21 protein-coding genes and 1 pseudogene are annotated in these 24,882 nt (G+C 60.4%); 9 read left to right on the top strand and 13 right to left on the bottom strand.

Annotated elements, in window-relative coordinates; genetic code table 11:
* Positions 1-206: 206 nt before the first annotated feature.
* The gene (locus BGRAMDRAFT_RS16055; protein WP_006049836.1) at positions 207-1,136 is read left to right on the top strand and encodes a LysR substrate-binding domain-containing protein; all 930 of its coding nucleotides are present in this window, start codon (positions 207-209) and stop codon (positions 1,134-1,136) included.
* A gap of 3 nt (positions 1,137-1,139) precedes the next feature.
* On the opposite strand, the gene BGRAMDRAFT_RS16060 is transcribed toward BGRAMDRAFT_RS16055, so the two are convergent.
* From BGRAMDRAFT_RS16060 to BGRAMDRAFT_RS16070, 3 genes are all read right to left on the bottom strand, one after another.
* Positions 1,140-3,425 carry an LPS-assembly protein LptD gene (locus BGRAMDRAFT_RS16060; protein WP_006049837.1) on the bottom strand — a complete coding sequence of 762 codons (2,286 nt, stop codon included), beginning with the start codon at positions 3,423-3,425 and terminating at the stop codon, positions 1,140-1,142.
* Between the two features lie 143 nt (positions 3,426-3,568).
* The gene (locus BGRAMDRAFT_RS16065; RefSeq protein WP_006049838.1) at positions 3,569-3,958 is read right to left on the bottom strand and encodes a hypothetical protein; all 390 of its coding nucleotides are present in this window, start codon (positions 3,956-3,958) and stop codon (positions 3,569-3,571) included.
* Complete coding sequence (locus tag BGRAMDRAFT_RS16070; protein WP_006049839.1) at positions 3,951-4,154, bottom strand: hypothetical protein; 204 nt, start codon at positions 4,152-4,154, stop codon at positions 3,951-3,953. Before BGRAMDRAFT_RS16070 ends, BGRAMDRAFT_RS16065 begins: the two co-directional genes overlap by 8 nt.
* 337 nt (positions 4,155-4,491) lie before the next feature.
* On the opposite strand from BGRAMDRAFT_RS16070, the pseudogene bamA reads away from it, so the two are divergent.
* Both bamA and BGRAMDRAFT_RS16080 read left to right on the top strand, forming a co-directional pair.
* Positions 4,492-6,802: pseudogene (gene bamA, locus BGRAMDRAFT_RS16075) on the top strand (outer membrane protein assembly factor BamA).
* A gap of 136 nt (positions 6,803-6,938) precedes the next feature.
* On the top strand, positions 6,939-8,189 hold the full coding sequence (locus tag BGRAMDRAFT_RS16080; RefSeq protein WP_006049842.1) for an MFS transporter: 1,251 nt from the start codon (positions 6,939-6,941) through the stop codon (positions 8,187-8,189).
* A 21-nt stretch (positions 8,190-8,210) separates the two neighbouring features.
* On the opposite strand, the gene BGRAMDRAFT_RS16085 is transcribed toward BGRAMDRAFT_RS16080, so the two are convergent.
* Positions 8,211-8,816, bottom strand: coding sequence for a peroxidase-related enzyme (locus BGRAMDRAFT_RS16085; RefSeq protein WP_006049843.1), 606 nt, complete (start codon positions 8,814-8,816; stop codon positions 8,211-8,213).
* A 163-nt stretch (positions 8,817-8,979) separates the two neighbouring features.
* Between BGRAMDRAFT_RS16085 and BGRAMDRAFT_RS16090 the strand changes: the two genes are divergently transcribed.
* The gene (locus tag BGRAMDRAFT_RS16090) at positions 8,980-9,945 is read left to right on the top strand and encodes a LysR family transcriptional regulator (RefSeq protein ID WP_006049844.1); all 966 of its coding nucleotides are present in this window, start codon (positions 8,980-8,982) and stop codon (positions 9,943-9,945) included.
* A gap of 13 nt (positions 9,946-9,958) precedes the next feature.
* Here the strand turns inward: BGRAMDRAFT_RS16090 and BGRAMDRAFT_RS16095 are convergent, their stop codons facing one another.
* Entirely contained in the window at positions 9,959-10,945 is a 987-nt protein-coding gene (locus tag BGRAMDRAFT_RS16095) for a zinc-dependent alcohol dehydrogenase family protein (protein ID WP_006049845.1), read from the bottom strand.
* Positions 10,946-11,038: 93 nt separating this feature from the next.
* Positions 11,039-11,221, bottom strand: coding sequence for a hypothetical protein (locus BGRAMDRAFT_RS16100; protein WP_006049846.1), 183 nt, complete (start codon positions 11,219-11,221; stop codon positions 11,039-11,041).
* Between the two features lie 410 nt (positions 11,222-11,631).
* Between BGRAMDRAFT_RS16100 and BGRAMDRAFT_RS16105 the strand changes: the two genes are divergently transcribed.
* Positions 11,632-12,012, top strand: coding sequence for a DUF3022 domain-containing protein (locus tag BGRAMDRAFT_RS16105; RefSeq protein WP_006049847.1), 381 nt, complete (start codon positions 11,632-11,634; stop codon positions 12,010-12,012).
* Positions 12,013-12,058: 46 nt separating this feature from the next.
* On the opposite strand, the gene BGRAMDRAFT_RS16110 is transcribed toward BGRAMDRAFT_RS16105, so the two are convergent.
* Entirely contained in the window at positions 12,059-12,673 is a 615-nt protein-coding gene (locus tag BGRAMDRAFT_RS16110) for a TetR/AcrR family transcriptional regulator (protein WP_006049848.1), read from the bottom strand.
* A gap of 83 nt (positions 12,674-12,756) precedes the next feature.
* Between BGRAMDRAFT_RS16110 and BGRAMDRAFT_RS16115 the strand changes: the two genes are divergently transcribed.
* Positions 12,757-13,908 carry an MBL fold metallo-hydrolase gene (locus BGRAMDRAFT_RS16115; RefSeq protein WP_006049849.1) on the top strand — a complete coding sequence of 384 codons (1,152 nt, stop codon included), beginning with the start codon at positions 12,757-12,759 and terminating at the stop codon, positions 13,906-13,908.
* Between the two features lie 20 nt (positions 13,909-13,928).
* On the opposite strand, the gene BGRAMDRAFT_RS16120 is transcribed toward BGRAMDRAFT_RS16115, so the two are convergent.
* The 3 genes from BGRAMDRAFT_RS16120 to BGRAMDRAFT_RS16130 form a co-directional block, all read right to left on the bottom strand.
* A complete protein-coding gene (locus tag BGRAMDRAFT_RS16120) occupies positions 13,929-15,005 on the bottom strand; it encodes a porin (RefSeq protein WP_006049850.1) in 1,077 nt (358 codons plus the stop codon).
* A gap of 124 nt (positions 15,006-15,129) precedes the next feature.
* On the bottom strand, positions 15,130-16,431 hold the full coding sequence (locus tag BGRAMDRAFT_RS16125) for a dicarboxylate/amino acid:cation symporter (protein ID WP_006049851.1): 1,302 nt from the start codon (positions 16,429-16,431) through the stop codon (positions 15,130-15,132).
* Between the two features lie 153 nt (positions 16,432-16,584).
* Positions 16,585-17,454, bottom strand: a complete 870-nt coding sequence (locus BGRAMDRAFT_RS16130; RefSeq protein WP_006049852.1) for an amidohydrolase family protein — start codon at positions 17,452-17,454, stop codon at positions 16,585-16,587.
* Between the two features lie 177 nt (positions 17,455-17,631).
* On the opposite strand from BGRAMDRAFT_RS16130, the gene BGRAMDRAFT_RS16135 reads away from it, so the two are divergent.
* On the top strand, positions 17,632-18,561 hold the full coding sequence (locus BGRAMDRAFT_RS16135) for a LysR family transcriptional regulator (protein ID WP_006049853.1): 930 nt from the start codon (positions 17,632-17,634) through the stop codon (positions 18,559-18,561).
* A 68-nt stretch (positions 18,562-18,629) separates the two neighbouring features.
* On the opposite strand, the gene BGRAMDRAFT_RS16140 is transcribed toward BGRAMDRAFT_RS16135, so the two are convergent.
* Positions 18,630-18,848 (bottom strand): hypothetical protein, encoded by a 219-nt coding sequence (locus BGRAMDRAFT_RS16140; RefSeq protein WP_232292281.1) that lies wholly within the window; start codon positions 18,846-18,848, stop codon positions 18,630-18,632.
* Positions 18,849-19,197: 349 nt separating this feature from the next.
* Here BGRAMDRAFT_RS16140 and BGRAMDRAFT_RS16145 point away from each other — a divergent pair, with 349 nt between their 5' ends.
* Positions 19,198-20,208: a DUF2891 domain-containing protein gene (locus BGRAMDRAFT_RS16145; protein ID WP_006049855.1), complete on the top strand. Its 1,011-nt coding sequence runs from the start codon at positions 19,198-19,200 to the stop codon at positions 20,206-20,208.
* 52 nt (positions 20,209-20,260) lie between these two features.
* On the opposite strand, the gene BGRAMDRAFT_RS16150 is transcribed toward BGRAMDRAFT_RS16145, so the two are convergent.
* The gene (locus tag BGRAMDRAFT_RS16150; RefSeq protein WP_006049856.1) at positions 20,261-20,686 is read right to left on the bottom strand and encodes a PRC-barrel domain-containing protein; all 426 of its coding nucleotides are present in this window, start codon (positions 20,684-20,686) and stop codon (positions 20,261-20,263) included.
* Between the two features lie 193 nt (positions 20,687-20,879).
* On the opposite strand from BGRAMDRAFT_RS16150, the gene BGRAMDRAFT_RS16155 reads away from it, so the two are divergent.
* The gene (locus BGRAMDRAFT_RS16155) at positions 20,880-23,246 is read left to right on the top strand and encodes a DNA polymerase II (protein ID WP_006049857.1); all 2,367 of its coding nucleotides are present in this window, start codon (positions 20,880-20,882) and stop codon (positions 23,244-23,246) included.
* Between the two features lie 43 nt (positions 23,247-23,289).
* Here BGRAMDRAFT_RS16155 and BGRAMDRAFT_RS16160 read toward each other — a convergent pair whose 3' ends face one another.
* Positions 23,290-24,801: an alkaline phosphatase family protein gene (locus BGRAMDRAFT_RS16160; protein WP_006049858.1), complete on the bottom strand. Its 1,512-nt coding sequence runs from the start codon at positions 24,799-24,801 to the stop codon at positions 23,290-23,292.
* Between the last annotated feature and the right edge of the window lie 81 nt (positions 24,802-24,882).

A 24,882-nucleotide genomic window follows, 5' to 3' on the forward strand; every position in this document is an offset into this window, starting at 1 on the left:
TAAAGGCGCGCCGCCCATATGCAGACGACGATCGAATCCACCGAGTATCGACAACGCGTGCAAACAATTTATCGCACAGTGCGCAAGAACTTCTTTCCGCACTGCAATGAAAACCGCTGCAAAACAATCGCCACGTCGCGGTATGCTGTCGCGAAACGGCACGCACGCGGCCTCGCGGGCGTTGCGCCGTCATATGGGGATGCAACATGCCGCTACGTCTGCCGCCTTTGCCCGCGCTCCGTTTTTTCGAAGCGGCGGGCAGGCATCAAAGCTTCAAGCTCGCCGCCGCGGAATTGAATGTGACGCCGAGTGCCGTCAGTCACGGCATTGTCGGTCTCGAAGAAACGCTCGGCGTCGAACTGTTCGTGCGCGAGCCGCGCGGCATATCACTGACCGCGACCGGCGCCGACTATCTGTCATATGTTTCAGAGGCGTTTTCGCTGATTGCGATCGGCACGCAGCGTCTGCCGAATCATCGCGCGAATCGGCCGATTGCGTTGAGTTGCGCGCCGACGTTTGCATCGCGCTGGCTATTGCCGCGCTTGCAGCATTTCAAGGCGCGTTGGCCGAATGCCAATGTGACGGTCGACACATCGCATCGTCAGGTCGGCTTTCCAGTAGATGGATTCGATTTCGCAATCCGCTTGAGCCGCGCACCGGTTGCGGGCGCTGCGTGGACGCGGCTCTTTGGAGAACAACTCGTCCCCGTTTGCAGCCCCGCTTATCTCGAGTCGCTGCGCGACGAGCATGGCGCGCCGTCATGGAAGAAAGCCACGCTGATTCACGTAAACGCCGAGAGCGAAGACTGGCAGACGTGGCTCGAAGCGACCGGCACAGAGAAGCTCGATCCCGACGACGGCTTGCGTGTCGATACCATCCAGCTCGCGTTCGAAGCGGCAAGCATGGGGCTCGGCGTTGCACTCGGCCGCAAGCCGTTGGTAGATCGTGACCTCGAGAGCGGCGCGCTCGTCGAAGCGGCTTTCGACACGATTGACTCGGCGGGCGCGTATTGGCTCGTCAGTGCGGAGAATGGCGAACGTCGGCCGGAACTACTCGGCTTCAGGCAATGGATACTCGCGGAGGCCGAGCAGTTTTCGTGCGACGACGCCAGCGCCGATATCCACACGCCGCAATAGACGCTATGGATAATCGCTGAAGCGCGACACCGGTTCTTCCACCGTGGACGCGGGCGTATAGCCGGGCACGTTGGCGCGAAACTGATTGAGCAAACCGTTATCGACCTGCGAAAAGCCCTTCAACTGAAGCTGCATCAGCATGCGGGTTCCAGTACTCGGCGATGTGGCCGAACTCGTCGCATTGGTGTACTTTTCGAATGCGACACCGAGGGACCAGCAGTTAGCGTCGTATTGAATCCCAAGCAAGCCGGCAATCAGCCGATGCGCACTCATGTCGTAATTGACACGCGCAACGCTGACGACATTGCGCGCAAGCGGCCATTGCCCGGAGACAATGAACTGATTGACCGGCTGATAGTCGAGCGTACTATTGGCTCGCGTGTAGCGGTACGCCATATTCAACACCTCGTGCGCGCCAGGCGCCCAGCCAAATCCGGCCTCCGCATGCGTGAGGTAATGATTGGCCTGACTGTACTCGACAGCCTGCTCCGCGCTGAGATTGGACCCCACCTTGTATGAGGCGCCGAGAATAATGCCGGTCCGCGCCACCGTGCTGATATTGTCGGTGGACTGCAACGTCACGCGCGGCGTGCGAAAGTCATATTGCTGCGCGAGAACAAAGCGCGCGCGCTCATCTCCGCTTGAGGGGTCGATGAAGCGCGTGGTTAATGCCGCCGTCGCGCGATTCGCATCGGACACCCTGTCATTACCGACAAAGCTGTTCTCCATGAACAATTCGGCGAGTCCGAAATCCGCGGCGGCCGTGTCGAATAGCGGCACATACGACTGATTGCGATAAGGCGTGTACACATAGAAGAGGCGCGGTTCGAGCGTCTGTATGTACGATTGCCCGAACAGCCGCACGCTTCGCTCGAAACGCATGCCGGAATCGAGGCTGAACGTCGGCACGTTTACGCTGAACGATTTGGGCTCGCCCGCGGGCACGTCGGAGCCGATCGACGTCAGATCGTACGCAGCGAAATGCCACGCCAGCTTCGGTGTAATGAACCAGCCCGGACGCTCGATTGGATAGCTCACATACGGATTGAAAACGAAGCGATTGCCTTGCGTCATATCCGACGACGAGATGGTGAAGCGCGTCGCATCTGCCTCGGCGCCAAAATCGAAACCGCCCACGTTGTAGCGCGCGTAGCGAACATTGACTTGCGGCTCGCGGTTGTAAGTGGAATCGCTGGAAAAAGATTGCCAGCGCTGCTCGCGCGCCAATACGGTCCACGGTCCATTCGAATAGGTGAGCCCGGCTTCCTGCTGATACAGCGTGGTCGAGCCGGTCGGAAAGGCAATGCCCGACGCGAGATCGGTTACGACCGTGGAGTCGGAGACGCGGTTGTAATTGACGTATGCGCCGAATCCCGAGCCGAAATCCCAGTTCTCTTTCAACGCAATCGAATAGCGCTCTGTGTTGGTTATTGCATCGTGCGGCAGCCAGGCAACTGAAATCGAACCGGAATCGTTGGGCCGCAAATAACGGTAATCGGCTGTCAGCATTGCGCCTCTGCGCGTCATGATACGTGGCGTCAGCGTGAGATCGTAGTTCGGTGCGAGGTTGAAGTAATACGGCAGCGCCACGTCGATGCCATTAGTGGAACTCATCGAGAAAGTCGGCGGCAACAGGCCGCTGCGCCGGGCGCCCGACAATGGAAATGAGAGCCACGGACTCGCAAGCAGCGGCACGCCCTGAAAGAACAGCACGCCGTTATGCGCGATGCCCTCGTCAATGCCGGTATCCATGTCGAACTCCGATGCCTTCACGTACCAGGCCGGGTCCGACTCGCATTGACACGCGCTGTACGTGCCGTGATGCACGACCGAGCGTTCCTTATCCAGAAGATCGACGCGTCGCGCACTGCCCCAACCTCCAGTGAGATGGAACCGGTATTTGGGCACGCTGATATAGCCTTCATTCGCTGTCAGGTAAACATGCGCGTCCGGGCCGTCGAACACGTTGCCATTCTGAACGAGTTGTACGTTGCCATAGGCATCGGCCTTATCGGTATCCACGTCGTAATGCAATGCGTCGCCCTTCACGATGGACACGCCGCGCCGCAACTGCGCGTGTCCCTTGAGCGACATGTCCGTGTCGGCTGTGGCCGTGACGGAATCGGCAATCGCCGATACGGATGGCTGCTCTCCCGCGCGCATCGGCTGCTCCGTCAATTGCGGCGCGAGCCGCAGACCCCATACACCGTCGACCGATTCGGCTTGCGCAGCCGCGCCGCTCAATTGCGCGTGACCGGCAAGCGGTGCATAGCCGGCGGTACACAGCATCACGGAAACGAGCGGCCTTAAGCGAATGCGCCGAAATACACTGCGTAGTTTCAAAAGAGGTAACGAAAGGAAAGAATGAAGGACGCAGCAATGCGAAAAGAAAGCACGCCGACGCCGGCAGCGTATTCACGAATGGAATGCGGCTATTGCAGCGTCACATCGCTCGCGCGAGCCTCGTTTGCAGCCACCACGCCGCCGAGCGCATGCAGCAGATGAGGAATCTGCTCGGCGGGCAACGAAAACGACAGGCCCGCATTCGCCGATAGGCGAAAGCGGATCACCACCATGCCCATGCCTTCCAGCCGGCCAACTTCCCAACCCTGACAATGCAGTGCGAAACCTCTCTCCTGACCGTCGTGAGCCACGCGATCCGCATGCTCTATGGCATTGGGCAGCGCCACCAGAAGATCGTTGAGTACCGAACGATGCAGCGCGGCCGTGGGCTGATTGCCGTGAATCAGCAGGTACTGGCCGTCCGCCGTCAATTGCATGCCGGTGATCGAATCCAGCATGAAAGTCGAAATGTCAGCCACGAATCGCATCCTCTCGCGCGGGGTTGCCGCGCTCGCGCACATCGACCGGATCGACCATAGCGACCGCATCGACCGCAGAGCGCGGCACGTCGCGGCGCACGAGCAGCGACGCTGTAGCAAGGCGCAACGAAAAGATCGGCGTCGAACTGACGCGCAAGATCGCTGCAAGAACCGCCGGTGAAAAGAACTCCATCATGACCCGCCCTCCAAATCGCGTTACGCCGGTAGCGCAATCGCCGATTTCACAATAGCAGCGCCCATGCGCCATTGGGTTACACGCGCCCTACGCTTTCTTCGCCTCTGTAACGCATTATTTCCACGCACAACGCTGACAGCCCCCGCGCACCGCCTCGTCGATAGATTGGACACCGCACGACCATAAGGCGCGGAAAGTTTCCGGTAACGATAGCCGCCGCACACGTCCCTATACTTCGCGCTTTCCAGAGCCCAATACCGCCGTTTCGAATGCGCCGTTTGCCTTCGAGCGTTCTCATCTGCGCTCGCGCGCGCTGCATCAGGATCGATAACCCAAGATGAACTTTCAAGCTTTAACGAGCCGGCTGGCAGGCGCGCTTTCATTCGCCGGCATCACGCTGGCAAGCAGCCCCGCGCATTCCGCCGAACCGTTCGTCGTGCAGGACATCAGGATAGAAGGTCTGCAACGGATCGAAGTGGGCACCCTCTTCGCCTATCTGCCGATCAAGCAGGGAGAGCCCTTTACGGACGATAAGGCTTCCGAATCGATTCGCGCGCTCTATGCCACCGGCTTTTTCAACGACGTGCGTATTTCCACCGAAGGCAATGTCGTCACCGTGCACGTTCAGGAACGCCCCGCCGTCGGCACAATCGACTTCGCGGGCATTCACGAGTTCGACAAGGAAAACCTGACGAAGGCGCTGCGCGCCGTCGGTTTGTCGCAAGGCCGCTCTTACGACAAGGCGCTCGTCGACAAGGCGGAGCAGGAATTGAAACGCCAGTACCTGACGCGCGGCTATTACGCCGCGGAAGTGACGACGACGATCACGCCGATCGACCGTAACCGTGTGGCGATTCTCTTCTCCGTGGCCGAGGGTCCGAGTGCAAAGATCAGGCAGATCAATTTCATCGGCAATAGTGTATTCAGCACGGACACGTTGCGCGACGAAATGCAGTTGTCCACGCCGAACTGGTTCTCGTGGTACACGAAAAACGATCTGTATGCGAAAGACAAGCTCACCGGCGACCTGGAACATGTGCGCTCGTACTACCTGAATCGCGGCTATCTGGAGTTCAACATCGAATCGACGCAGGTATCGCTTTCGCCGGACAAGAAGGATATGTACCTGACGGTCACGCTTCACGAAGGCGAGCCGTACACCATTTCTTCTATCAAGCTGGCGGGCAACCTGCTCGACCGCGAGAGTGAATTGACGAAACTCGTGAATATCAAGGCCGGCGAGCGCTTTTCCGCGGAAAAGCTGCAGGCCGCGACGAAGGCCGTGGTCGACAAGCTCGGCGAATACGGCTACGCGTTCGCCACCGTGAATGCGTTGCCGAAGATCGATCAGCAACACCGTACGGTCGACCTGACGCTGCAAGTGGACCCGAGCCGCCGCGTCTATGTGCGCCATATCAACGTGACCGGCAACACTCGCACCCGCGACGAAGTAGTGCGCCGCGAAATGCGTCAGCTCGAAAGTTCGTGGTTCGACTCGAACCGCCTGATGTTGTCGAAAGGACCGAGTGAATCGTCTCGGCTATTTCACCGATGTCGACGTGACCACCGTGCCGGTGGAGGGATCGCCGGATCAGGTCGACGTGGATGTCAAAGTCAACGAGAAGCCGACCGGCGCGATCACGCTGGGTGCGGGCTTTTCGTCCACTGACAAGGTGGTACTCTCAGCCGGCATTTCGCAGGACAATGTGTTCGGTTCCGGCACGAGCCTCGCCGTGAACGTGAATACGGCGAAGACGTACCGCACGCTTTCGCTTACACAAACGGACCCGTACTTCACCGTGGACGGCATCAAGCGTATTACCGACGTCTACTACCGCACCACCTATCCGCTCTATTACTACACCGATACGAGTTTTCGCATCATCACCGTGGGCGCGGATCTGAAGTTCGGCATTCCGTTCTCCGAGGCGGATACCGTCTATTTCGGCCTCGGACTCGAGCAGAACCGGCTGAGCACGGATTCATCGACGCCGCAAAGCTATAAAGACTATGTGGCCGAGTTCGGCAATGTGGTCAACAACGTGCCCATTACAGCAGGCTGGGCGCGCGACAATCGCGACAGCGCACTGGTGCCGAGCCGCGGTTACTTCGTGCAGGCCAACAGCGAAATCGGCACACCGGCGGGCGGCACCGAGTACTACAAGACCGACCTTCAGGCGCAGTACTACTACTCGTTCTCGCGCGGCTTCATTCTCGGCCTCAATCTTCAAGGGGGCTACGGTAATGGGTTTGCCGGCAAGGCCTATCCGATCTTCAAGAACTACTACGCAGGCGGCATTGGCTCGGTGCGCGGCTACGAATCCGGCTCGCTCGGGCCGACCGACAAAACCACGGGCGACCCGATTGGCGGCTCGCGAATGGTCGTGGCCAACGTCGAAATGACGTTCCCGCTGCCCGGCACCGGATGGGACAGAACACTGCGCGTTTTCACCTTCGTCGACGCCGGCAATGTGTGGGGCAGCGAAGGCAATAGTACCGGCGCAAACGGCTTGCGCTACAGCTATGGCGCGGGACTCGAATGGATTTCGCCAATTGGCCCGCTGAAATTGTCGCTCGGCTTTCCGGTCGTCAAACACGCGACCGACAAGTATCAGAAGTTCCAGTTTCAGATCGGCACGTCGTTCTGATTCCGTCGACGCTTATTGCAAGCATTGCAAGCGCAAGCTGCATTGCACAGGTGAGCGGCATTCATCTGTCATCAAAAATTTTTCTTTTGCCGCTTCTGATACTCGCTGCGACCATTGTGTCAAAGGAGATCAGGACATGTCGACCACCAGTAGCAAACGCTTCACGCCCGCGTTCAATCACACGACGCTCGTCATTCTCGCCGCCGCGCTTGTTCTCAGCGCGGCAATGGGCATCCGGCAAACGTTCGGGCTCTTCATCGGGCCTTTTTCGTTCGATCGAGGCTTGCCCGTCACGCTGATCGCATTCGCGATCGCACTGCACAATCTCGTGTGGGGCTTCGCGCAACCGTTCGCGGGCGCGGCCGCAGATCGCTATGGTTCCGCGCCGGTGGTCGCATTCGGCGCGACGACTTTTGCAGCGGGCCTGGGACTCGCGGCCGCTACGCCGAGCGGCCCGTTGCTGATCGTCGGCATGGGTCTGCTGGTCGGCATTGGCGTGAGTTGCACCACGTTCGGCGTGGTGCTGCCGGCGGTCGGCCGCGTTGCGTCGCCCGAAAAACGCAGCATGGCGATGGGTCTTGTCAGCGCAGGCGGCTCTGTCGGGCAAGTATTGATGGTGCCGCTGGTGCAAGGTATCCGGCTTCATGCCGGCATCGCGACGTCGCTCTTCGTGCTCGCTTTCGTGATGCTGATGGTCGCCCCGCTCGGCATCGTATTGGACCGTCGCGCGCCTATAGGAGCACCGCGGCATGAACCTCCCGCTGCGCCGTTACGCGATACGCTCGCACAAGCCGCGCGACATCGCGGCTACCGGCTGCTCACGCTCGGCTTCTTTACCTGCGGATTCCAGCTCGCATTTATCGCCACACACTTGCCTGGCTATCTGTCGCTGTGCCATATGCCGATCGGACTCGGCGCAACCGCACTCGCGCTGATCGGTCTGTTCAATATGGTCGGCAGTTGGGGTTGTGGCTGGCTTGGTGGCCGCTTCCGGCAGCATCACGTGCTTGGCTGGCTCTATCTGATTCGCAGCGCGACGATCGGCGCATTCTTCCTGCTGCCGAAAAGTGCCGTCAGCGTGGTGCTATTCGCAGCGGTAATGGGCCTCACATGGCTCGGTACGGTTCCGCTGACGAGCGGACTCGTCGCGAAAGTATTCGGCACGCGGCATCTTGGCAGCCTGTTCGGCGTGTGCTTTCTGAGCCATCAGATCGGTTCGTTTCTCGGCGCGTGGCTAGGCGGCGTCGTATTCGATCTGACGGGCTCGTATTCGCTGCTGTGGCAAGCGACGGTGGCGAGCGGACTTATCGCCGCGTTGCTGCACTTTCCCATTGACGATACCGCACTGCCCACGCCCGCCCTCCGTTCCGAACCGGCGAGCGCATAAACGGCATAGCGCAGAATAAGCCTATTTTGAAGCAGTATTCGATGCGGCTTTCGGCACGCGGCCCATCAAATAGAACTCGTCGTTGGGACGCATCGAAATGACATTGGCCATGCGATTCGACAAGCCGAAAAATGCCGTGATCGCAGCAATGTCCCAGATGTCTTCGTCGGAGAAGCCGTGTTCGCGCAGAAGCTCGAAGTCGGCTTCATCGACGCTGCCCGATTCGCGGCACACCTTCAATGCAAAGTCGAGCATGGCGTTTTGCCGCGCGGTAATGTCCGCCTTGCGATGATTGACGGCAAGCTGGTCCGCGAGCAAGGGCGCCTTTTCGTAGATGCGCACGATCGCGCCATGCGCGACCACGCAATACAGGCAATTGTTCACCGCGCTCGTGGCCACCACGATCATTTCGCGCTCGCCTTTGGTGAGGCCGCCTTCCTTCAGCATTAACGCGTCGTGGTACGCAAAGAACGCGCGAAACTCATCCGGCCGATGCGCGAGCGTCAGAAATACATTCGGCACGAAACCGGCTTTCTGCTGCACTTCGAGAATGCGCGCACGGATGTCGTCGGGCCATTCGCCGGGATCGGGCACGGGGTAGCGGCTGATCGGCTGAAGCGTTGTCATGCTGTGTCTCCTTTATCGCGCTATATGTAATGACGATTGTAGCGCTCGCGTCCATTTGCCGGGCACGGTGCACTTATGCTCGGCACAATCGTATTGCCGCTCTTCCAGAACTCGCGGCAATCCGGTATTTTGCATCGATTCAACTCGATGAGCATGCGCGTTCATGGACCGTCTTGAAGCAATGTCGATTCTGGTGGCCGCGGCGGAAAGCGGCAGCTTCTCCGCTGCCAGCCGCAAGCTGCGCATGCCGCTGCCCACGGTAAGCCGCAAAGTCGCGGAGCTGGAGGCGCATCTCAACGCGCGTCTTCTCGTTCGATCGACACGCAAGCTCACGCTCACCGACGCGGGCGTCGCCTATCTCGCGGCCTGCAAGCAGATTCTCGAGCAGGTGAGCGAGGCCGAGAGTGCCGCTGCGGGCGAGTACAGCGCGCCGCGCGGAGAACTCGTGGTGACAGCGCCTGTCGTCTTCGGACGGTTGCATATGCTGCCCGTCGTCAGCGACTTTCTCGCGGCGTTTGCGGAGATAACCGTGCGGCTCGTGCTCGCGGATCGCAACCTGCATCTGCTGGACGAGCATATCGACGTCGCGCTGCGCATCGGCAAGCTGCCCGATAGCAGCATGGTCGCGACGCAGGTGGGCACCGTGGGCCGCGTCGTGTGCGCAAGTCCGCAGTACCTTGCGCAAGCCGGCGAGCCGCAAACGCCTGCCGATCTGGCGCGCTTCTCATGCATCGTTTCGGACGCGTTGCCTTCGAGTTACGTGTGGGAGTTTGGCGGACACCAGGCCCCGCAGCAGACCGTGCCGATTCGTGCACGGCTGTCGGTCAATACGGTTGAAGCGGCGATCGATGCGGCCATCGCCGGCGTCGGTCTGACAAACGTGCTGTCGTATCAGGCAGCAAGCGCGGTCAGTGAAGGAAAACTGAAACTGGTGCTGCGCGAGTTCGAACCCGAGCCGATACCGGTGAGCGTCATGCATGCGGGACAAGGGAAATTGCCGCTGAAAACGCGTAGTTTTATCGATTTCATCGTGCCGCGTCTGCGCGCGGCGTTGGCTCGCGATAAGGAAATGCTGGGTGCAAAAGATCCCGCGCGCGGCAAGCATCGACGCGCGTCGCCGGGTCGATAACGCGTTCGCGCAATCAGCGCATGCGCAACACCGCCGCGCCGCTTAGTCTGCCGTCGCGCAGATCGTTGAGTGCCCGGTTTGCATCCGCGAGCGCATAAGGCGTGGTTTCGATTTGCAACGGCATTCGCGCCGCGAGTTGCATGAAGGCATGACCGTCGGCGCGCGTGAGGTTGGCAACCGAACACACGCGCCGTTCGCCCCACAACAGATCGTATGGGAACGACGGAATGTCGCTCATATGAATGCCGCCGCACACGACAACGCCGCCCTTCGTCACGGCCCTCAATGCAGCGGGCACGAGCGGCCCGGCCGACGCGAAGATGAGCGCCGCGTCGAGTCGTTCGGGCGGCGTCTCGTCGCTGCCGCCGGCCCAGTGCACCCCGAGCCGCAACGCGAACTGCTGCGCGGCGGTATCGCCCGGACGCGTCAGCGCGAACACCGTGCGGCCCTGGTGCAGCGCCACCTGCGCGACGATATGCGCGGCCGCGCCGAACCCGTAGATGCCGATTGCGCGCGCATCGCCTGCCATGCTCAGTGTGCGATAGCCGATCAGGCCGGCGCATAGCAGCGGTGCTGCTTCGAGATCGGAATAGCGCTCGGGTAGATGCAGGCAATAGCGGGCATCGGCGACCGTGCGCTCCGCGTAACCGCCGTCGATCGTATAGCCGGTGAAGCCCGGCGCGTCGCACAGATTTTCGCGGCCGCTCGTGCAATAGCGGCAGTGGCCACAGGTGTGGCCGATCCACGGCACGCCGACGCGATCGCCCACCTGGAACCCGGCGACGTCGTTGCCCAATGCCGCCACCGTTCCCACGATCTCATGTCCGGGAATGATGGGCCGCTTCGGATGCGCGAGTTCTCCGTCGACGACATGCAAATCCGTTCGGCACACGCCGCACGCGTGAATGTCGATCAGCAACTGGCCAGCCGCCGGTTGCGGATCGGACATGTCGCGCTCATGCAGCACCGCAGCGCTTCCGTCGAACACCATTGCGCGCATGTCATTCCTTCGTGCGTGGCGATGGCGTGGAGCCGCTCCATGTACTCGCCGTTTGCCGCGCGATGACGCCAACCAAACGCCGGCTTTGCAAGCTTACTGGCTCGCCGCGGATGCGCCTCCCATCGGCGGCGCGACGCTATTGCTCGTGGCAGCCGGCCCGCTCATGCCGGCCGTTCCCGCCGTATCGTTCGAGCCGGAGCGTTTGCATCCGAACGTGCCGCCTGCCAGCGCCGCGATCAATACCGCGACCATTGCCTTGCCTAGAACTCGTTCCATCATCCTCTCCTCACGGGTCGTGAGCGTCGGGCATCGCGCTTCTCGCCGTCGGCGACGCGCGATCGCTTCGACAAATCGTGCGGACGCCGGCGATTGATTGCCTCACAGAGCGCCTTGAAACAGGACGCATGATCGACATGCCGACGCGACACGGCTTCGCAATATGCGACCGCCTTCTGTCCCTGTACAAGTTGCAATCCTGTGTAAAAAGCGCAACCCGTATGCGGCGTGCGCTCGCGTCGGTTATTGCGTCCGCGAACGCGCAGTCCACTGCATCCTCGCGTACATGGTTCGATGTTTGCGAGTTCGCATTGCAGAGTAAGGACGGCAACGCATAATCGGAACCCATGCATGAGTTGCGCCCGCTTTGACGACGCCGCCCTACGAACCCACACTATGCGAGGTCAGTCATGCGCGAAACGGACCGACAGCAGCGGATCGAGGAAATAGAACTGGCGCTCGCGAGCGCCTTTGAATCGCCGAAATCGCCGAGTGTCATTACCTACGATGAAGGCGCCACGTTTTACATGCAGTTGGCGTGGGTTCTGCAATCGCACGGCGATACATCGCTCGATACGCGTTGCGCCGCGACGCTCCGGTTTTCTCAGGCGCAGATAAACCGGTATGCAGCGATGGACACCATCAAGCGCAGGACGATTCAGGAGCGGCTCAAAGCGACTGTACAGACGCGTTTTGCGGAATTGAAAAGCTCGTCCCCGAACCAGAACGAGTGTGCGCTTGAAGTGAATGTGGATGACAGTCTGTTCGACGTGCCGGAAGAACCTGTTTAATCGCGCGGCAGTTGAATGCGTTGTTGCGCGATAAAACGCTCGCCGCTTACGCGTAGCGCGCGAGAAACATATCCGCCGCGGATTCGGCGATTGTCTGCTGCTCGGTCTCGCTGAGCGGCGGCTGTCCCATCGTCACTTGCGGCCAGAACGCAAACGCCTTGACGAGCCCTTGCAACTGATGCGAGGCAAACACAGGGTCTGCAATTCGCAGACGCTGGTCGGCTGCGGCCGCGCGTATCCACACGGTCAGATCTTCCTCGCGTTCGCCGAGACGCGCGACCATATCGCGCGCGCGTTCGGGCGAATGAATGCCCGCGGCGATCGCAACGCGCGCGAGCGCGAGGAACGCTTCGTCGTTGATAAGCCGCAGTTTGCGCACTAAAAGTTCGATTAGTTGCTCGCGCAACGGGACGCTCGCCCGATACGCGAGTGTCTCGCCGGCGTGACTCGCGTCCCACAACTGCCGCAGTATTTCGGCGAAGAGCGCTTCCTTGCTGGGGAAATGGTTGTACACCGTGCGCTTCGATACATTCGCGCGCGCGGCGATGCGGTCCATGCTGGTGGCGTCGAAACCGGCTGCCAGAAATTCCTCGATTGCCGCGTTAATGACGGCGACACGCTTGCGGTCGGTGAGGCGTTGGTGAGTGACTGTGGGGTCCATCCGGAAATTTTACACTGTGCAGTTTACTTTTCGAGATTATAAAGTACACTGCTCAGTCTACTTTCCAACTCGGGACGCCACACATGACATCGCTCCTCGACTCCATCAGCCGGACTTTGGGTTTCGCTGCCGCGAGGCGCGGACGCGAGTTGTCCGCGCTGTCGGCGCAGCATGACGGCGAGCGCTTTCGCAACGTGAAGCCGCGTCCTGTCGAAGGATTCGGCAAGACCTTGCGCATTGCGTGGAATGTGCTGCTCAACAAGCCGTCGGGCACGGTGCCGCTGGCCACCTTGCCGGTCGACAGATTGACGCGCGAGGATCTCGATGCGGCGCCGGATAGAAGCCTTTACCGGCTCGGACATTCGACCGTGCTGCTCAAGTTGCGCGGCGAGTTCTGGTTGACCGATCCGGTGTTCGCAGAACGCGCTTCACCATTTCGGCGCTTCGGTCCCAAACGTTTTCATGCGCCGCCTATTGCGCTCGAAGATCTGCCGCCGCTTGCCGGCGTGATTCTTTCGCACGACCACTACGATCATCTGGACCACGAAACAGTGCTCGCGCTTGCCGCTACGACAAAGCTCTTTGTCACGCCGCTCGGCGTCGGCGACCGGCTTATCGAATGGGGTATCGACGCGGGCAAGGTGCGTCAACTGGACTGGTGGCAAAGCGTGGAGATCGACGGGATCGCATTCACCGCAACGCCTGGCCAGCATTTCTCGGGGCGCAGCCTGTTCGACGGCAACAGCACGCTGTGGGCGTCGTGGGTTATCGTCGATAACGATTTGCGCGTGTTCTTTAGCGGCGACACGGGCTACTTCGACGGCTTCAGGACTATCGGCGAACGCCTCGGTCCGTTCGACATCGCGCTCGTCGAAACCGGCGCGTACGACGCGCAATGGCCGTACGTCCACATGCAGCCGGAAGAGACGGTACAGGCACACGTCGATTTGCGTGGCCGCTGGCTTGTGCCCATTCACAACGGCACGTTCGATCTCGCGATGCACCGGTGGTACGACCCGTTCGAGCGCGTGCTGGGTCTCGCCGCTGCGCGCGGCGTCGCGCTTTCCACACCTCGCATGGGCGAGCGGCTCGACCTCACAGCGCCGCATCGTGGCGAGCGTTGGTGGCGTAACGCAATGGAAGTCGCCGAAGCGCCGCAAACGTCGCGGGGCCTGTTCGCGCGTCTGTTCTCGTGCAACAACGCACGGCGCGCGGAACCAGGCAGCAGCGCATAAGGCGGACTGTTTCATCGCACCTAGAAGGTGTGCTGCATTCCAACGCCATATGTGCTGCCTGACGGATTCGCCGTGAGTTTGTCGTATGAATAGACGGTATAGACGAACGTGCGTTTCGACAGAATGTACTCGTAAGCAAGGCTCGCCGTGTTGCGCACGTTGCTGTGATTCAGCGGCGCACTGTGTTTGGTGCGCGCCCACTCGGCGAGTATCACGTTCGACGGCGTGAGCGGCACCGAAACGCCCAGTTCATAAGTGTGCGAGCCGGTCTCCACATTGTTATTGCTGGTCATTTGCGCGGCGCCGTAGACCTTCATGAACCTCGCGTCATACGCGGCTCCCGCGAGATAAAGGTACTGACCGCTTGACGGCGCAACCGCCGCAGTGCGTACGCGTTGCGCGGAAAATACCGCCGTGAGCGGTCCTTTTGCGTAGGTCAAATGCAGGCCGATATTGTCGCGCCCCTGGTGCCCCGTCGTGCTGCTTACGCTATAAATCGCGGTGCCCGTGAGCCCACCATAATTTGGCGAAACGTACTCGATTGCGTTTTGCCAGACCGTATCGCCAATCACCGTGTTGCTATAGCTCGCCGTGTACGACTGCACGATCAACGGCGAAAAAACAACGGAAGAACCGAACGGATTGACGAGTTGCTGGTTGATATACGTCGGGTTGGTTTGCTCGCCAAACTTGAACGTGCCGTATGCGCCGGTAAGTCCCACATAGGCGTTGCGTGAAAATAGCCCGTCAGTCGTATTGCGTCCCATCTGCCCGGTATTCGGCCGGAAGAAACTTTCGAGGCTGAAGATCACCGCGTTGCCGCCGCCAATGTCCTCGCGGCCGCGAATGCCCCAAAACGATGTCGTCATTCCGCCGCCGCCCATCTGCACCGTACTCGAGCGTGTCGTGCTGAGTTTGGAACTGTCGACGTACATGCCGATCAGGCCGTAAATCTGCACCGACGATGAAGACACGGACGCCGTGGCTTGTGAAGAATCGGCGTGCGCGGTGCCGCTCGCCGCCATCGAAAGAGCCGTCGCAATGCACGCAGCGTTCACGTGCAGCATGCGGCGCATGGCATTTGTTTTTGTCCACATGAATCATGTCTCCAGACCAGTTTCTATTTTTTGAATGCAAGCGTCCCCTGCTGCGTGCGCGGATGCACTCGCAGTCATCAGGACACTGCAATGTATTCGGCGGCTAGACCGTCAATTCCTGCGCTTAATCCGTGCGTCGGCGCGACATGCCTGCATTGAGCTTCGATCGATCGAGCTCGTGTTCCCACGCGGAGACGACGAGCGTCGCGACACCGTTGCCGATCGTGTTCACAATCGCGAGACCTGTACCCATGAAACGGTGAATGCCGAGAATCAGCACCATGCCGGACACTGGAATGAGCGGGAAAACCAGTAACGTCGAAGTCAGCATCACGAATGCGGCGCCGGCCACGCCGCTCGCTCCTTTCGACGTCAGCATCGCCACGCCGACCAGCGTCAATTGCTGCATGAGGCTGAGCTCGATGTTGAATGCCTGCGCGATAAAAAGCACGGCCATCGTCAGATAGATGTTAGTGCCGTCGAGATTGAATGAATAGCCGGCCGGAATGACGAGTCCGACAACCGATTTGGAGCAGCCAAGACGCTCGAGTTTTTCGAGCATCTGCGGCAGCGCGGCCTCGGAAGAACTCGTGCCCAGCACAATCAGGATCTCTTCGCGGATATAACTCATGAAGCGCAGAATGCTGAAACCGAGTAGCCGCGAAATCGCGCCGAGCACCACGATCACGAATACGAACAGCGTCGCATAGAAGGCGCCGATCAGTTTCAGCAAAGGCACGACCGCGCCGATCCCGTACGTGCCGATCGTGAACGCAATCGAGCCAAAAGCGCCGATCGCGGCCACTTTCATGATGATGTGCACGATGCCGAAAAAGGTATGCGCGAAATAGTCGATCATTGCGATGAGCGGGCGCCCGCGCTCTCCCGTGGCGGCAAGCGCAGCACCGAACAGCACGGAAATCAGCAGGATTTGCAGTACATTTCCCGACGCAAAAGCGCCTGTGACGGTGTCGGGAATAATGTGCATCAGGAACTCGACTGTATTCTGCTGATGCGCCGCAGTCGTATAACCGGCGAGAGCTTTCGTGTCGATGGTGGCCGGATTCAGGTTAAAACCGCTGCCAGGATGAAAGACATGTCCTGCCACGAGCCCGACCACGAGCGAGAGCGTCGACACGATTTCGAAGTAGAGCAGCGCCTTGCCGCCTACTCGCCCGACCTTCTTCATGTCGCCCATTCCGGCAATGCCGGTCACGACGGTGCAGAAGATAATCGGCCCGATCACCATCTTGATCAGCTTGATGAACGCGTCGCCAAGCGGCTTCATCTTCACCGCAAGCGACGGCGCGAAATGCCCAAGCAGCACGCCAATAACGATCGCGACGAACACATGAAAGTAAAGCGTACGATAGAACGGCTTCCTTGCGCCGGACGCGGACGAGGTCATGACGGCGCTCTCGCTCATGAAGCCGCTCCGGGTCGAATAACGCGGGCATTAGTGCTGATCATCTTTGTCTCCATCGGGAATAGTGAGCGGAAAGCCGATATATATACAGGTCGCTTTCCACAGAGCTGCCATCTGATGCGGCAGTTCTCGATACCGGTACAGCGTCAACTGTTATGAGCGAAAGCCGTAAAGCCGCGCGGGATTCGTCACCAGCAGCTTTTCGCGCAATGCCTCGTCGGGGCAGAAACGGAACAGCAGGTCGACCAGTTCGCCGTCGTTCGGCATGTCCTTGCTGATATTCGGATGCGGCCAATCGGTGCCCCACAGTACCCGGTCCGGCGCGGCGTCGATGAGTGCTTGCGCGAATGGAATCGCATCGTCGAACGGCCGGTAGCCTGCCGAAACGCGCTCGGAACCGCATACCTTGACCCATGCGAGCGGATTGCGCATGAGATCGAGCAGTTGGCGAAAGGGCTGCTGATCGAGTCCCGCTTCGGCACGCACACGGCCCATGTGATCGATCACGAACGGCACCTTGATGCGCGCGATCCGCTCCGCGTATTGCAGAATGTCCTGCGCGTCCAGATGTAACACGACATGCCAGCCAAGTTGCTCGATGCGTTCGAGTACACGGTCGAACACATCGAGATCCGGCGCGCCGCCAAGATGAGCGACGAAGTTAAAACGCACGCCTCGCACACCGCGCGCGTCGAGGTCGGCGAGTTGCGCATCGGTCACATCGCCGTCGACGATCGCGACGCCGCGATAACGGCCGTCACTTCGGGCAATCGCGTCGAGCATCGCGGTGTTGTCGGTGCCATGACAGCTCGCCTGCACGATCACGCCGCGGCTCACGCCGAGAAAATCGTGCAGCGCGACGAGTTGCTCGAAAGGCGCGTCGGGCGGCGTGTAGCTGCGATCGGGCGCATACGGGAAAACGTCGGCGGGACCAAAGACATGACAATGCGCGTCGCAGGCGCCGGCGGGCAGTCGCTGCGCGGGACGGACAGGATGGGGATCGGGCGGCAAGCAGGATTTCATATGTGCTTCGTCTCTATCTGGTTCTGGTGGCCGCGGCGCGGCTGCTTGCGGCGGCTGCGGCGCGGCTGAGTGCGGCTGCGTATGTAAGCTGGAGTAAGCGGATTGTGGCGGCACGCGCGGCTCGATACAATCGCTATACCAAACTAGCTGATATGTGTTTTTCACATAGCTCTCATCATGGACCTCAAGCAGTTGGAAGCGTTTGTGCACGTCGCCGAACTTGGCAGCTTTACGCGCGCTGCGATTACGCTCGACACCAATCAGCCGGCACTCAGCCGGCTCGTGCGGCAACTCGAAGTCGAATTGCGTCACACGCTGCTCGAACGCAATGGCCGCGGCGTCACGCTCACGCCGGCGGGTCAGCGAATGCTCGCTCATTCCAAAGGAATTCTTTCGCAGGTGCAGCGCGCGTCACAGGATCTCGACGAATTGCGCGGCACCGTCGGCGGGCACTTTTGCATCGGCATTACGCCGAGCTTCGCGAAAGTCGCCACCCATGAACTCGTGCGCAGTTTTCGTACGTCGTTTCCGGGCGCGACTATTTCCGTTGCCGAGGGACTGTCGACCTACCTGATCGAATGGTTGATGATGGGCCGAGTGGACGCCGCGGTTCTCTACGACACGTTCGACACACCGCTAATCGACAAGCGCACTGTCTTTACCGAGGAACTCTTTCTGATCGGCGCGGATGACGGCAAACCCGCTGCAAAGTCCGCGCGCGAGATGGTGAAAACAATTGCACTGCGCGACATTCCACGCTATCCGCTCGTCATTCCGGGCCGCATGCATGCAATCCGGCGCATGCTCGAATCGGTTGCGGCCGAACAAGGCGTGAGACTCAATATCGAACTCGAAGTAGACGCCGTGTCGTCGATTCTCGATCTGGTCAGCGAAGGCATCGGCTATGCGGTGCTGCCGCTCAACGCAACCGTGAGCGACGCGCTCAAGCGGCGCTTTCGCGTGATCCGCATTACCGAGCCGACTCTGTTCAGCCGGCTCGCCATCGCAACGAGCAGCAAGCACACGCTGTCGCAACTCGCGGTTCAGGCGATTGCAATGCTCGAGGAGCGGGTATTGCCTCTTTATAGCGCAGTGCGCAGCCAGTAAGAAAAGAGAAGGCAATAGAGGCGGAGAACTCCGGCTATCGCTTCTAACGCCGCCAACAAGCCGAAGCCTCAATCCGTGACGATCACTGCAACGGCTTTCGCCTGTTTCAATTCGAATGTACTGAGCCGCCCCGCGCGAACGTCGAGTACCAGACGCTCGATCAATTCGGCTTCGCGCTGCTGATCCAGGTCAACGTCCGTTGCGGACGCAATCTTGTCGAGGCACAGGCGTCGGCGCGCCAGCAGGAAATTGACGGCGCTGGCACGCCGCATAAAGAACTGCTCCATCTTCGTGTTTCTTCGTGTCGTCAGTGCAAAGACGCATTGCTTGTAGCGGAGCGCGACGTTAGCACGCGCATAAAGGCGGCCATAACGGTGTAAAGAACTGGAAAGAAAAGCGGCTTGGACGCCGTGTCCGCTTGCGCTCACCTCCAGGCATCTTCAAAACCCATCGCCGCAGCTTTAGCTGCAGTTGCGCGTCGTTTGCAGCCGCAAACGCTAACATCGCGGCATTCCCGATACTGCGACTAGAATATCCAGCATGCATCCGGCAGAGAACCACGCTCGCCGCTTTGCTATTGTCGGCCGCGAATACGATACTAATGGCCTGTTCTTATTCCGCCTCGAGGAACCGCCGATGACCGCCCTGCTCACTCGCGAATCCGCGTCGAAATTCGCCAATCTCGCGCTCGCTCATCTCACACGCGAATACCCGAACAAACTCACGCATTCGCTGGCCGGTCCGCAAGACGTGCAGAGCCCCCGCGCATTGCATCCGATTTTTTATGGCAGCTACGACTGGCATTCGTGCGTGCATGGCTACTGGCTGGTTCTTCATCTTATCGAGCGCTTCCCGGATTTGCCGGAAGCAGAACGTATCGTCGCCGTGGTGGACGAGCATTTGACGGCGGCGAACGTAGCCGGGGAACGCGCTTATCTCGAGTTGCCGCATAACCTGGGCTTCGAGCGGCCTTATGGCTGGGCTTGGTTGCTCGCGCTCAGCGCGCAATTGCATTCGTCAAAGCTCTCGCATGCCGCGCGCTGGTCGAAGACTTTCGCGCCGCTTACCGAGATCTTCGTCGAACGTTTCGAGACGTTTCTGCCGAAAGCCACTTATCCGCTGCGCGTCGGCACGCATTTCAACATGGCGTTCGCGCTTGCGCTCACGCTGGATTTCGCGCGGCAAACTTCGCGCGGCTCGCTGGAGGCGTTGATTGTCAACACCGCGGAGCGCTGGTTTTTGCACGACGTAGGGTGCCAGGCATGGGAGCCCGCCGGCGACGAATTCCTCTCGCCCTCGCTGATGGAAGCGGAGTTGATGCGGCGTGTGTTGCCGTCCGCGCAATTCGTCGACTGGTTCGGGCGCTTTCTGCCCGACCTCGGCGCAAAAAAGCCGGCTACGTTATTCGAACCGGTTACGGTAACGGACCGCACCGACGGCAAGATCGCGCATCTCGACGGTCTCAATCTGAGCCGCGCCTGGTGCCAGCGCTCGCTGGCTCGCGCGCTGCCGGCAGGCGACATACGACGCACGGCATTGCTCGATGCAGCCGAGCGTCACTTGCAAAGTGCGCTGCCTCATGTGGCCGGAGACTACATGGGCGAGCATTGGCTCGGGACGTTCGCCACGCTCGCCCTGGAGGCGTAAAGCAGTTGCGGGCCGGCCCTTCTAATCGGCCTGCCCGCACGCCGCTTTTACATCACTGCGTCGACAGCTTCTTCGGCTTCGGCGGCGCCTGCACCTTGCTGTACTGAAACTCGGGCGTCGCCTTCAACGCTGCCTTCGTCGCACCCGGAAGATAGAAGTTGCCCGAGCGAACGTCGAGTGCCGCAATAGGCACCGCTACATCATGCGACGCAACGCCGAGAAAGCCGCCCGCGGCGACAATCGCTGCGGAAAGAGAACCATCCGGCGCCACCACCAGATCGCGGATCGAACCGATCTTCTCATTCTGATCGTTGTACACGGCCTTGCCGAGAATGCTCTTCTTCACGCTCCAGCCGCTCAGCAGCGCATTCGATTGTTCGATAGTCACGCCGAGCGGTTGCGTGCCGGCAACTTGCGCCTGCGCGCCGAAACTCGCTGCGGCAACCGCAGCGGCTACCAGAAGTTTGCCCAAAGTCATTTCATTTACTCCGTTTTTTTAGAAGACTGACCGGCGCAGGATCGCGCCGAGAGAAGCGCTGCCAACTCATCATACCGGCTACGTCGCGCGGCTGCAGACACGGTGCCATTGGCATCACGCGCTGCGGCTTGCGCGCGACGGTAGAATTGCATCAGGCGACAACACGCCTTTCGCAAGATCCAGGGTGGTGAGTTTGACAAAGCTCGAGCAGGGTTTCATTTTGACGCGGCATTGGCGGGACACGCCCGCCGGCACCGAAGTCGATTTCTGGCTGGCAACCGACGGCGGGCCCCGTCACGTGCGTTTGCGCCATCAAACGTCCGTGGCATTCGTGCCTGCGGAACAACGCGAGCGCGTCGAATCCATCTTGCGCCGCGAGGCGCCTCTCGATCTGCGTCCGCTGGAACTGCGCGACTTCCATCACCGGCCGGTAATGGGACTTTACTGCCCGCAATATCGTCAGTTGACCGGCCAGGAAAGACGCTTGAAGCAAGGCGGCGTGGATGTCTATGAAGCCGACATCTTTCCGCCCGAGCGCTACATGATGGAGCGTTTCATCACTGCGCCAGTGTGGTTCGGCGGCGAACCGCAAAGCGACGGTACGCTCGTCAATGGCGAATTGAAACCGGCCGCGGACTATCGTCCTTCATTGAAACTCGTGTCGCTCGATATTGAAACGAGCGTGCATGCCGAACTCTATTCGATTGCATTGGAAGGCTGCGGTCAGCGCCAGGTGTACATGCTCGGGCCGCCGAATGGCGATGCGAGCCAACTCGACTTCGACCTCGAATACTGCGAAACGCGCGCCCAGTTGCTTGAAAAGCTCAACACATGGATAGAGCGGCATGATCCCGATGCGATCATCGGATGGAATCTCGTGCAATTCGATTTGCGTGTGCTGCAGCAGCATGCCGAGCAATACCGCGTGCCTTTGAAACTCGGCCGCGGCGGCGCGGTGATGGAGTGGCGCGAACACGGCCTGAAGCAGAATCACTACTTTGCGGGCGCTGCGGGGCGCCTGATTATCGACGGCATCGAGGCGCTGCGTTCGGCCACCTGGAGCTTTCCCTCGTTCAGCCTCGAGCATGTGTCGCAAACGGTACTGGGCGAAGGCAAATCCATCGACAATCCGTATCAGCGCATGGACGAAATCCAGCGCCGCTTCGACGAGGACAAGCCCGCACTCGCCCGGTATAACCTGAAGGATTGCGAGCTCGTCACGCGTATCTTCGCGAAGACGGAACTGCTGCCGTTTCTGCTGGAGCGCGCCACTGTGACCGGGCTGCCCGCGGATCGCAGCGGCGGCTCCGTCGCTGCGTTCACGCATTTGTATATGCCGCGAATGCATCGGCAAGGCTACGTCGCGCCCAATATCGGCGACGTGGCGGGCGCCGCGAGTCCCGGCGGTTTCGTGATGGACTCGCGCCCGGGCTTATACGATTCGGTGCTGGTGCTCGACTACAAGAGCCTGTATCCGTCGATCATTCGCACATTTCTGATCGACCCTGTCGGGCTCGTCGAAGGCATGCTGAATCCCGGTGACGATCAGTCCGTACCCGGCTTTCTCGGCGCGCGTTTTTCACGCACGCGTCATTGTCTGCCGTCGATTGTCAGTCAGGTATGGCAAGGCCGAGAAACCGCGAAACGCGAGCAGAACAAGCCGCTTTCGCAGGCGCTGAAGATCATCATGAATGCGTTTTACGGCGTGCTCGGCTCGACCGGCTGCCGCTTCTTCGACCCGCGTCTTGCGTCGTCGATAACGATGCGCGGCCACGAAATCATGCACCGCACGCGCGAACTGATTCAGGCCGAAGGTTATGAAGTCATTTACGGCGACACGGATTCGACCTTCGTCTGGCTGCGGCACGCGCACAACGAAGAAGAAGCGGGCCGCATCGGACGCGCGCTCGTCGAGCATATCAACGCGTGGTGGCGGCAGGATTTACAACAGCGCTTCGGACTCGACAGCGCACTCGAATTGCAATTCGAGCGGCATTACCGGCGCTTCTTCATGCCGACCATTCGCGGCGCGGAAGAAGGCAGCAAGAAACGTTATGCCGGTCTCACCGTATCGGCGGATGGCAGCGAAGAGATCGTCTATAAAGGACTCGAAACGGTTCGCACCGACTGGACTCCGCTCGCGCAGCAGTTCCAGCAGGAACTCTATAGACGCATCTTCACGCAGCAGCCGTATCAGGATTACGTGCGCGACTATGTGCGCGATACGCTCGCCGGCAAGCTGGACGATCAGCTCGTCTATCGCAAGCGTCTGCGCAGACCGCTCGGCGACTACGAACGCAACGTGCCGCCGCACGTGCGCGCCGCGCGCGTGGCCGACGAATTCAATCGCCGGCAAGGGCGTCCGCTGCAATATCAGAACGGCGGCTGGATCAGCTATGTGATGACGATTGCCGGCCCCGAGCCGCTCGAAACGCTGCGTTCCGCGATCGACTACGAACACTATCTCACGCGTCAATTGCAACCCGTTGCGGATGCAATCTTGCCGCTGTTGCGCGACGACTTTACACGGCTCACGTCCGGTCAAAAGCAGTTGTTCTGACGCCGCGCGACTCAGGGCTAACAGATCTTCTCAATCGCAACCATTACCTCGAAGCAGGGAAGCCGAGGGCGTCCGCCTTCGTGCGCAACTCGGCGAAACGGCCGCCTGGCGCACTCATGGCCGTATCCGGCACGAGCTGGCTCTTGTCCAGTTGCGCAATGCCGCTCGCGCCCGCGCCCGCCGTCGACAGATTCGAGCATGCCGAGCCGAAGGTGCCTTGTGTCACCGCGATGGCCGGCGCGTCCGTGCGCGCGGGATCGGTAAAGTCGAGCGCGTAGGCCATATTGAATGTCGCCGAATCGCTTGCGCGCACACCGAGTGGATCGAGACCGAAACGCCATGCGAGCAACTGGTGAATCGAACTCGGATCGAACGGATAGCGCGACACATAATTGGCACGCACTCGCGGCCCGAACAGCATGCAGGGCACGCGAAAGCCGAGCCTTCCGTCGTTGCCGAGCGAAGCCTCTGCACTCGACACCGGCTTCACGGGCGGCGCCACATGCTCCATGAAACCGCCCCACTCGTCGTACACGAGGATCATCAGCGTTCTGCTCCAGTTCGGGCTCGTGCGTAACGCGTCGTAGATCTGGCCGAGCAGCACCTGGCCGTTGCGCACGTCGGCATGCGGATGATCGTCGTTCGACGTACCCTGCGCTTCACCGCCAAAGCTCGGATCGACCATGCAAAACGAGGGCAAAGTACCTGCGGCTGCGTCGGAGAGAAAGTCGGAGAAGAGCTTTGAGCGGCCCACGTACCGCGTTCCGTAAAGCGCGGTGAACGGCACGTCGTGGAAGTAGTACGTCGACGAAATGTTCTTTGCGTCGAGACGGTCCCAGATGGTCGGCAACGACGAGGTGTCGAGCGTGTCGGACAAGCGGTCCGTTTGTCCGCTATGCAGATACACGCGGTTTGGATAAGTGTCCGCGAGAATGCCGCTCATGTAGTAGTCGCACACGGTGTACTGCGTGACTGCGCCGCGATAGAAGTCGAGATCCGCGGACTGGAAATAGCCGATGGGAAGCAGGTCGCCGCGCGTGAGGCTTGTACCGGCCGTGAGCAGGAAGCCGTTCATTGCGCCATTGGCGAGATGAACGCGTCCAGCATCGTATGAATGATTCGGGTCCGCGAACGAGCACGCCTGGAAGCCATACGCGGGGTTCGTGGCAAGCGCGAACGGCGTGTGTGTTTCGCCGAACACGTCCTTGAAGTTCCGACCGGTCTGCGCGGTTTCCGCATTCGGGACCCAGCCCAGCAGATGATCGAATGAACGGTTTTCCATCGTCACCAGCACGACATGGTCGATGCCCGAGGTAGCGGGATCGGGTAGCGCGGGACGCGGGAGATTCGCACGGGCGGGCGGAATCGTGCCGACGGGCTGCGATCCGCCTGAGCCGGAGCCGCCATTGCTGTCGCCTCCACCGCCTCCTCCACAAGCCGACAATGCGATGGACCCTGCAAGCGCCGCGAGCACCTTGCGACGGCTCGGATCGGCGGGATCAGCCGGGGCGGCCAGGGTGGCCGGAGTGGCGAGTGTCGTGGGCTTGCTCGTCATGATCGTCTCCCTTATTAACTGCTTGCTGTTTTCGCGGAAGAATTCGCGACGCGGCTCCTGAAATACCGCGAGGCGATTTCG

The organism is Paraburkholderia graminis C4D1M (assembly GCF_000172415.1).
Taxonomy (GTDB): Bacteria; Pseudomonadota; Gammaproteobacteria; order Burkholderiales; family Burkholderiaceae; genus Paraburkholderia; species Paraburkholderia graminis.

Coding starts and splice junctions, on each gene's coding strand:
- BGRAMDRAFT_RS16055 (WP_006049836.1), top strand. CDS start 207: ATGCCGCTACGTCTGCCGCCTTTGCCCGCGCTCCGTTTTTTCGAAGCG.
- BGRAMDRAFT_RS16060 (WP_006049837.1), bottom strand. CDS start 3,425: ATGCTGTGTACCGCCGGCTATGCACCGCTTGCCGGTCACGCGCAATTG.
- BGRAMDRAFT_RS16070 (WP_006049839.1), bottom strand. CDS start 4,154: ATGATGGAGTTCTTTTCACCGGCGGTTCTTGCAGCGATCTTGCGCGTC.
- BGRAMDRAFT_RS16080 (WP_006049842.1), top strand. CDS start 6,939: ATGTCGACCACCAGTAGCAAACGCTTCACGCCCGCGTTCAATCACACG.
- BGRAMDRAFT_RS16085 (WP_006049843.1), bottom strand. CDS start 8,816: ATGACAACGCTTCAGCCGATCAGCCGCTACCCCGTGCCCGATCCCGGC.
- BGRAMDRAFT_RS16090 (WP_006049844.1), top strand. CDS start 8,980: ATGGACCGTCTTGAAGCAATGTCGATTCTGGTGGCCGCGGCGGAAAGC.
- BGRAMDRAFT_RS16095 (WP_006049845.1), bottom strand. CDS start 10,945: ATGCGCGCAATGGTGTTCGACGGAAGCGCTGCGGTGCTGCATGAGCGC.
- BGRAMDRAFT_RS16100 (WP_006049846.1), bottom strand. CDS start 11,221: ATGGAACGAGTTCTAGGCAAGGCAATGGTCGCGGTATTGATCGCGGCG.
- BGRAMDRAFT_RS16105 (WP_006049847.1), top strand. CDS start 11,632: ATGCGCGAAACGGACCGACAGCAGCGGATCGAGGAAATAGAACTGGCG.
- BGRAMDRAFT_RS16110 (WP_006049848.1), bottom strand. CDS start 12,673: ATGGACCCCACAGTCACTCACCAACGCCTCACCGACCGCAAGCGTGTC.
- BGRAMDRAFT_RS16115 (WP_006049849.1), top strand. CDS start 12,757: ATGACATCGCTCCTCGACTCCATCAGCCGGACTTTGGGTTTCGCTGCC.
- BGRAMDRAFT_RS16120 (WP_006049850.1), bottom strand. CDS start 15,005: ATGTGGACAAAAACAAATGCCATGCGCCGCATGCTGCACGTGAACGCT.
- BGRAMDRAFT_RS16125 (WP_006049851.1), bottom strand. CDS start 16,431: ATGAGCGAGAGCGCCGTCATGACCTCGTCCGCGTCCGGCGCAAGGAAG.
- BGRAMDRAFT_RS16130 (WP_006049852.1), bottom strand. CDS start 17,454: ATGAAATCCTGCTTGCCGCCCGATCCCCATCCTGTCCGTCCCGCGCAG.
- BGRAMDRAFT_RS16135 (WP_006049853.1), top strand. CDS start 17,632: ATGGACCTCAAGCAGTTGGAAGCGTTTGTGCACGTCGCCGAACTTGGC.
- BGRAMDRAFT_RS16140 (WP_232292281.1), bottom strand. CDS start 18,848: ATGGAGCAGTTCTTTATGCGGCGTGCCAGCGCCGTCAATTTCCTGCTG.
- BGRAMDRAFT_RS16145 (WP_006049855.1), top strand. CDS start 19,198: ATGACCGCCCTGCTCACTCGCGAATCCGCGTCGAAATTCGCCAATCTC.
- BGRAMDRAFT_RS16150 (WP_006049856.1), bottom strand. CDS start 20,686: ATGACTTTGGGCAAACTTCTGGTAGCCGCTGCGGTTGCCGCAGCGAGT.
- BGRAMDRAFT_RS16160 (WP_006049858.1), bottom strand. CDS start 24,801: ATGACGAGCAAGCCCACGACACTCGCCACTCCGGCCACCCTGGCCGCC.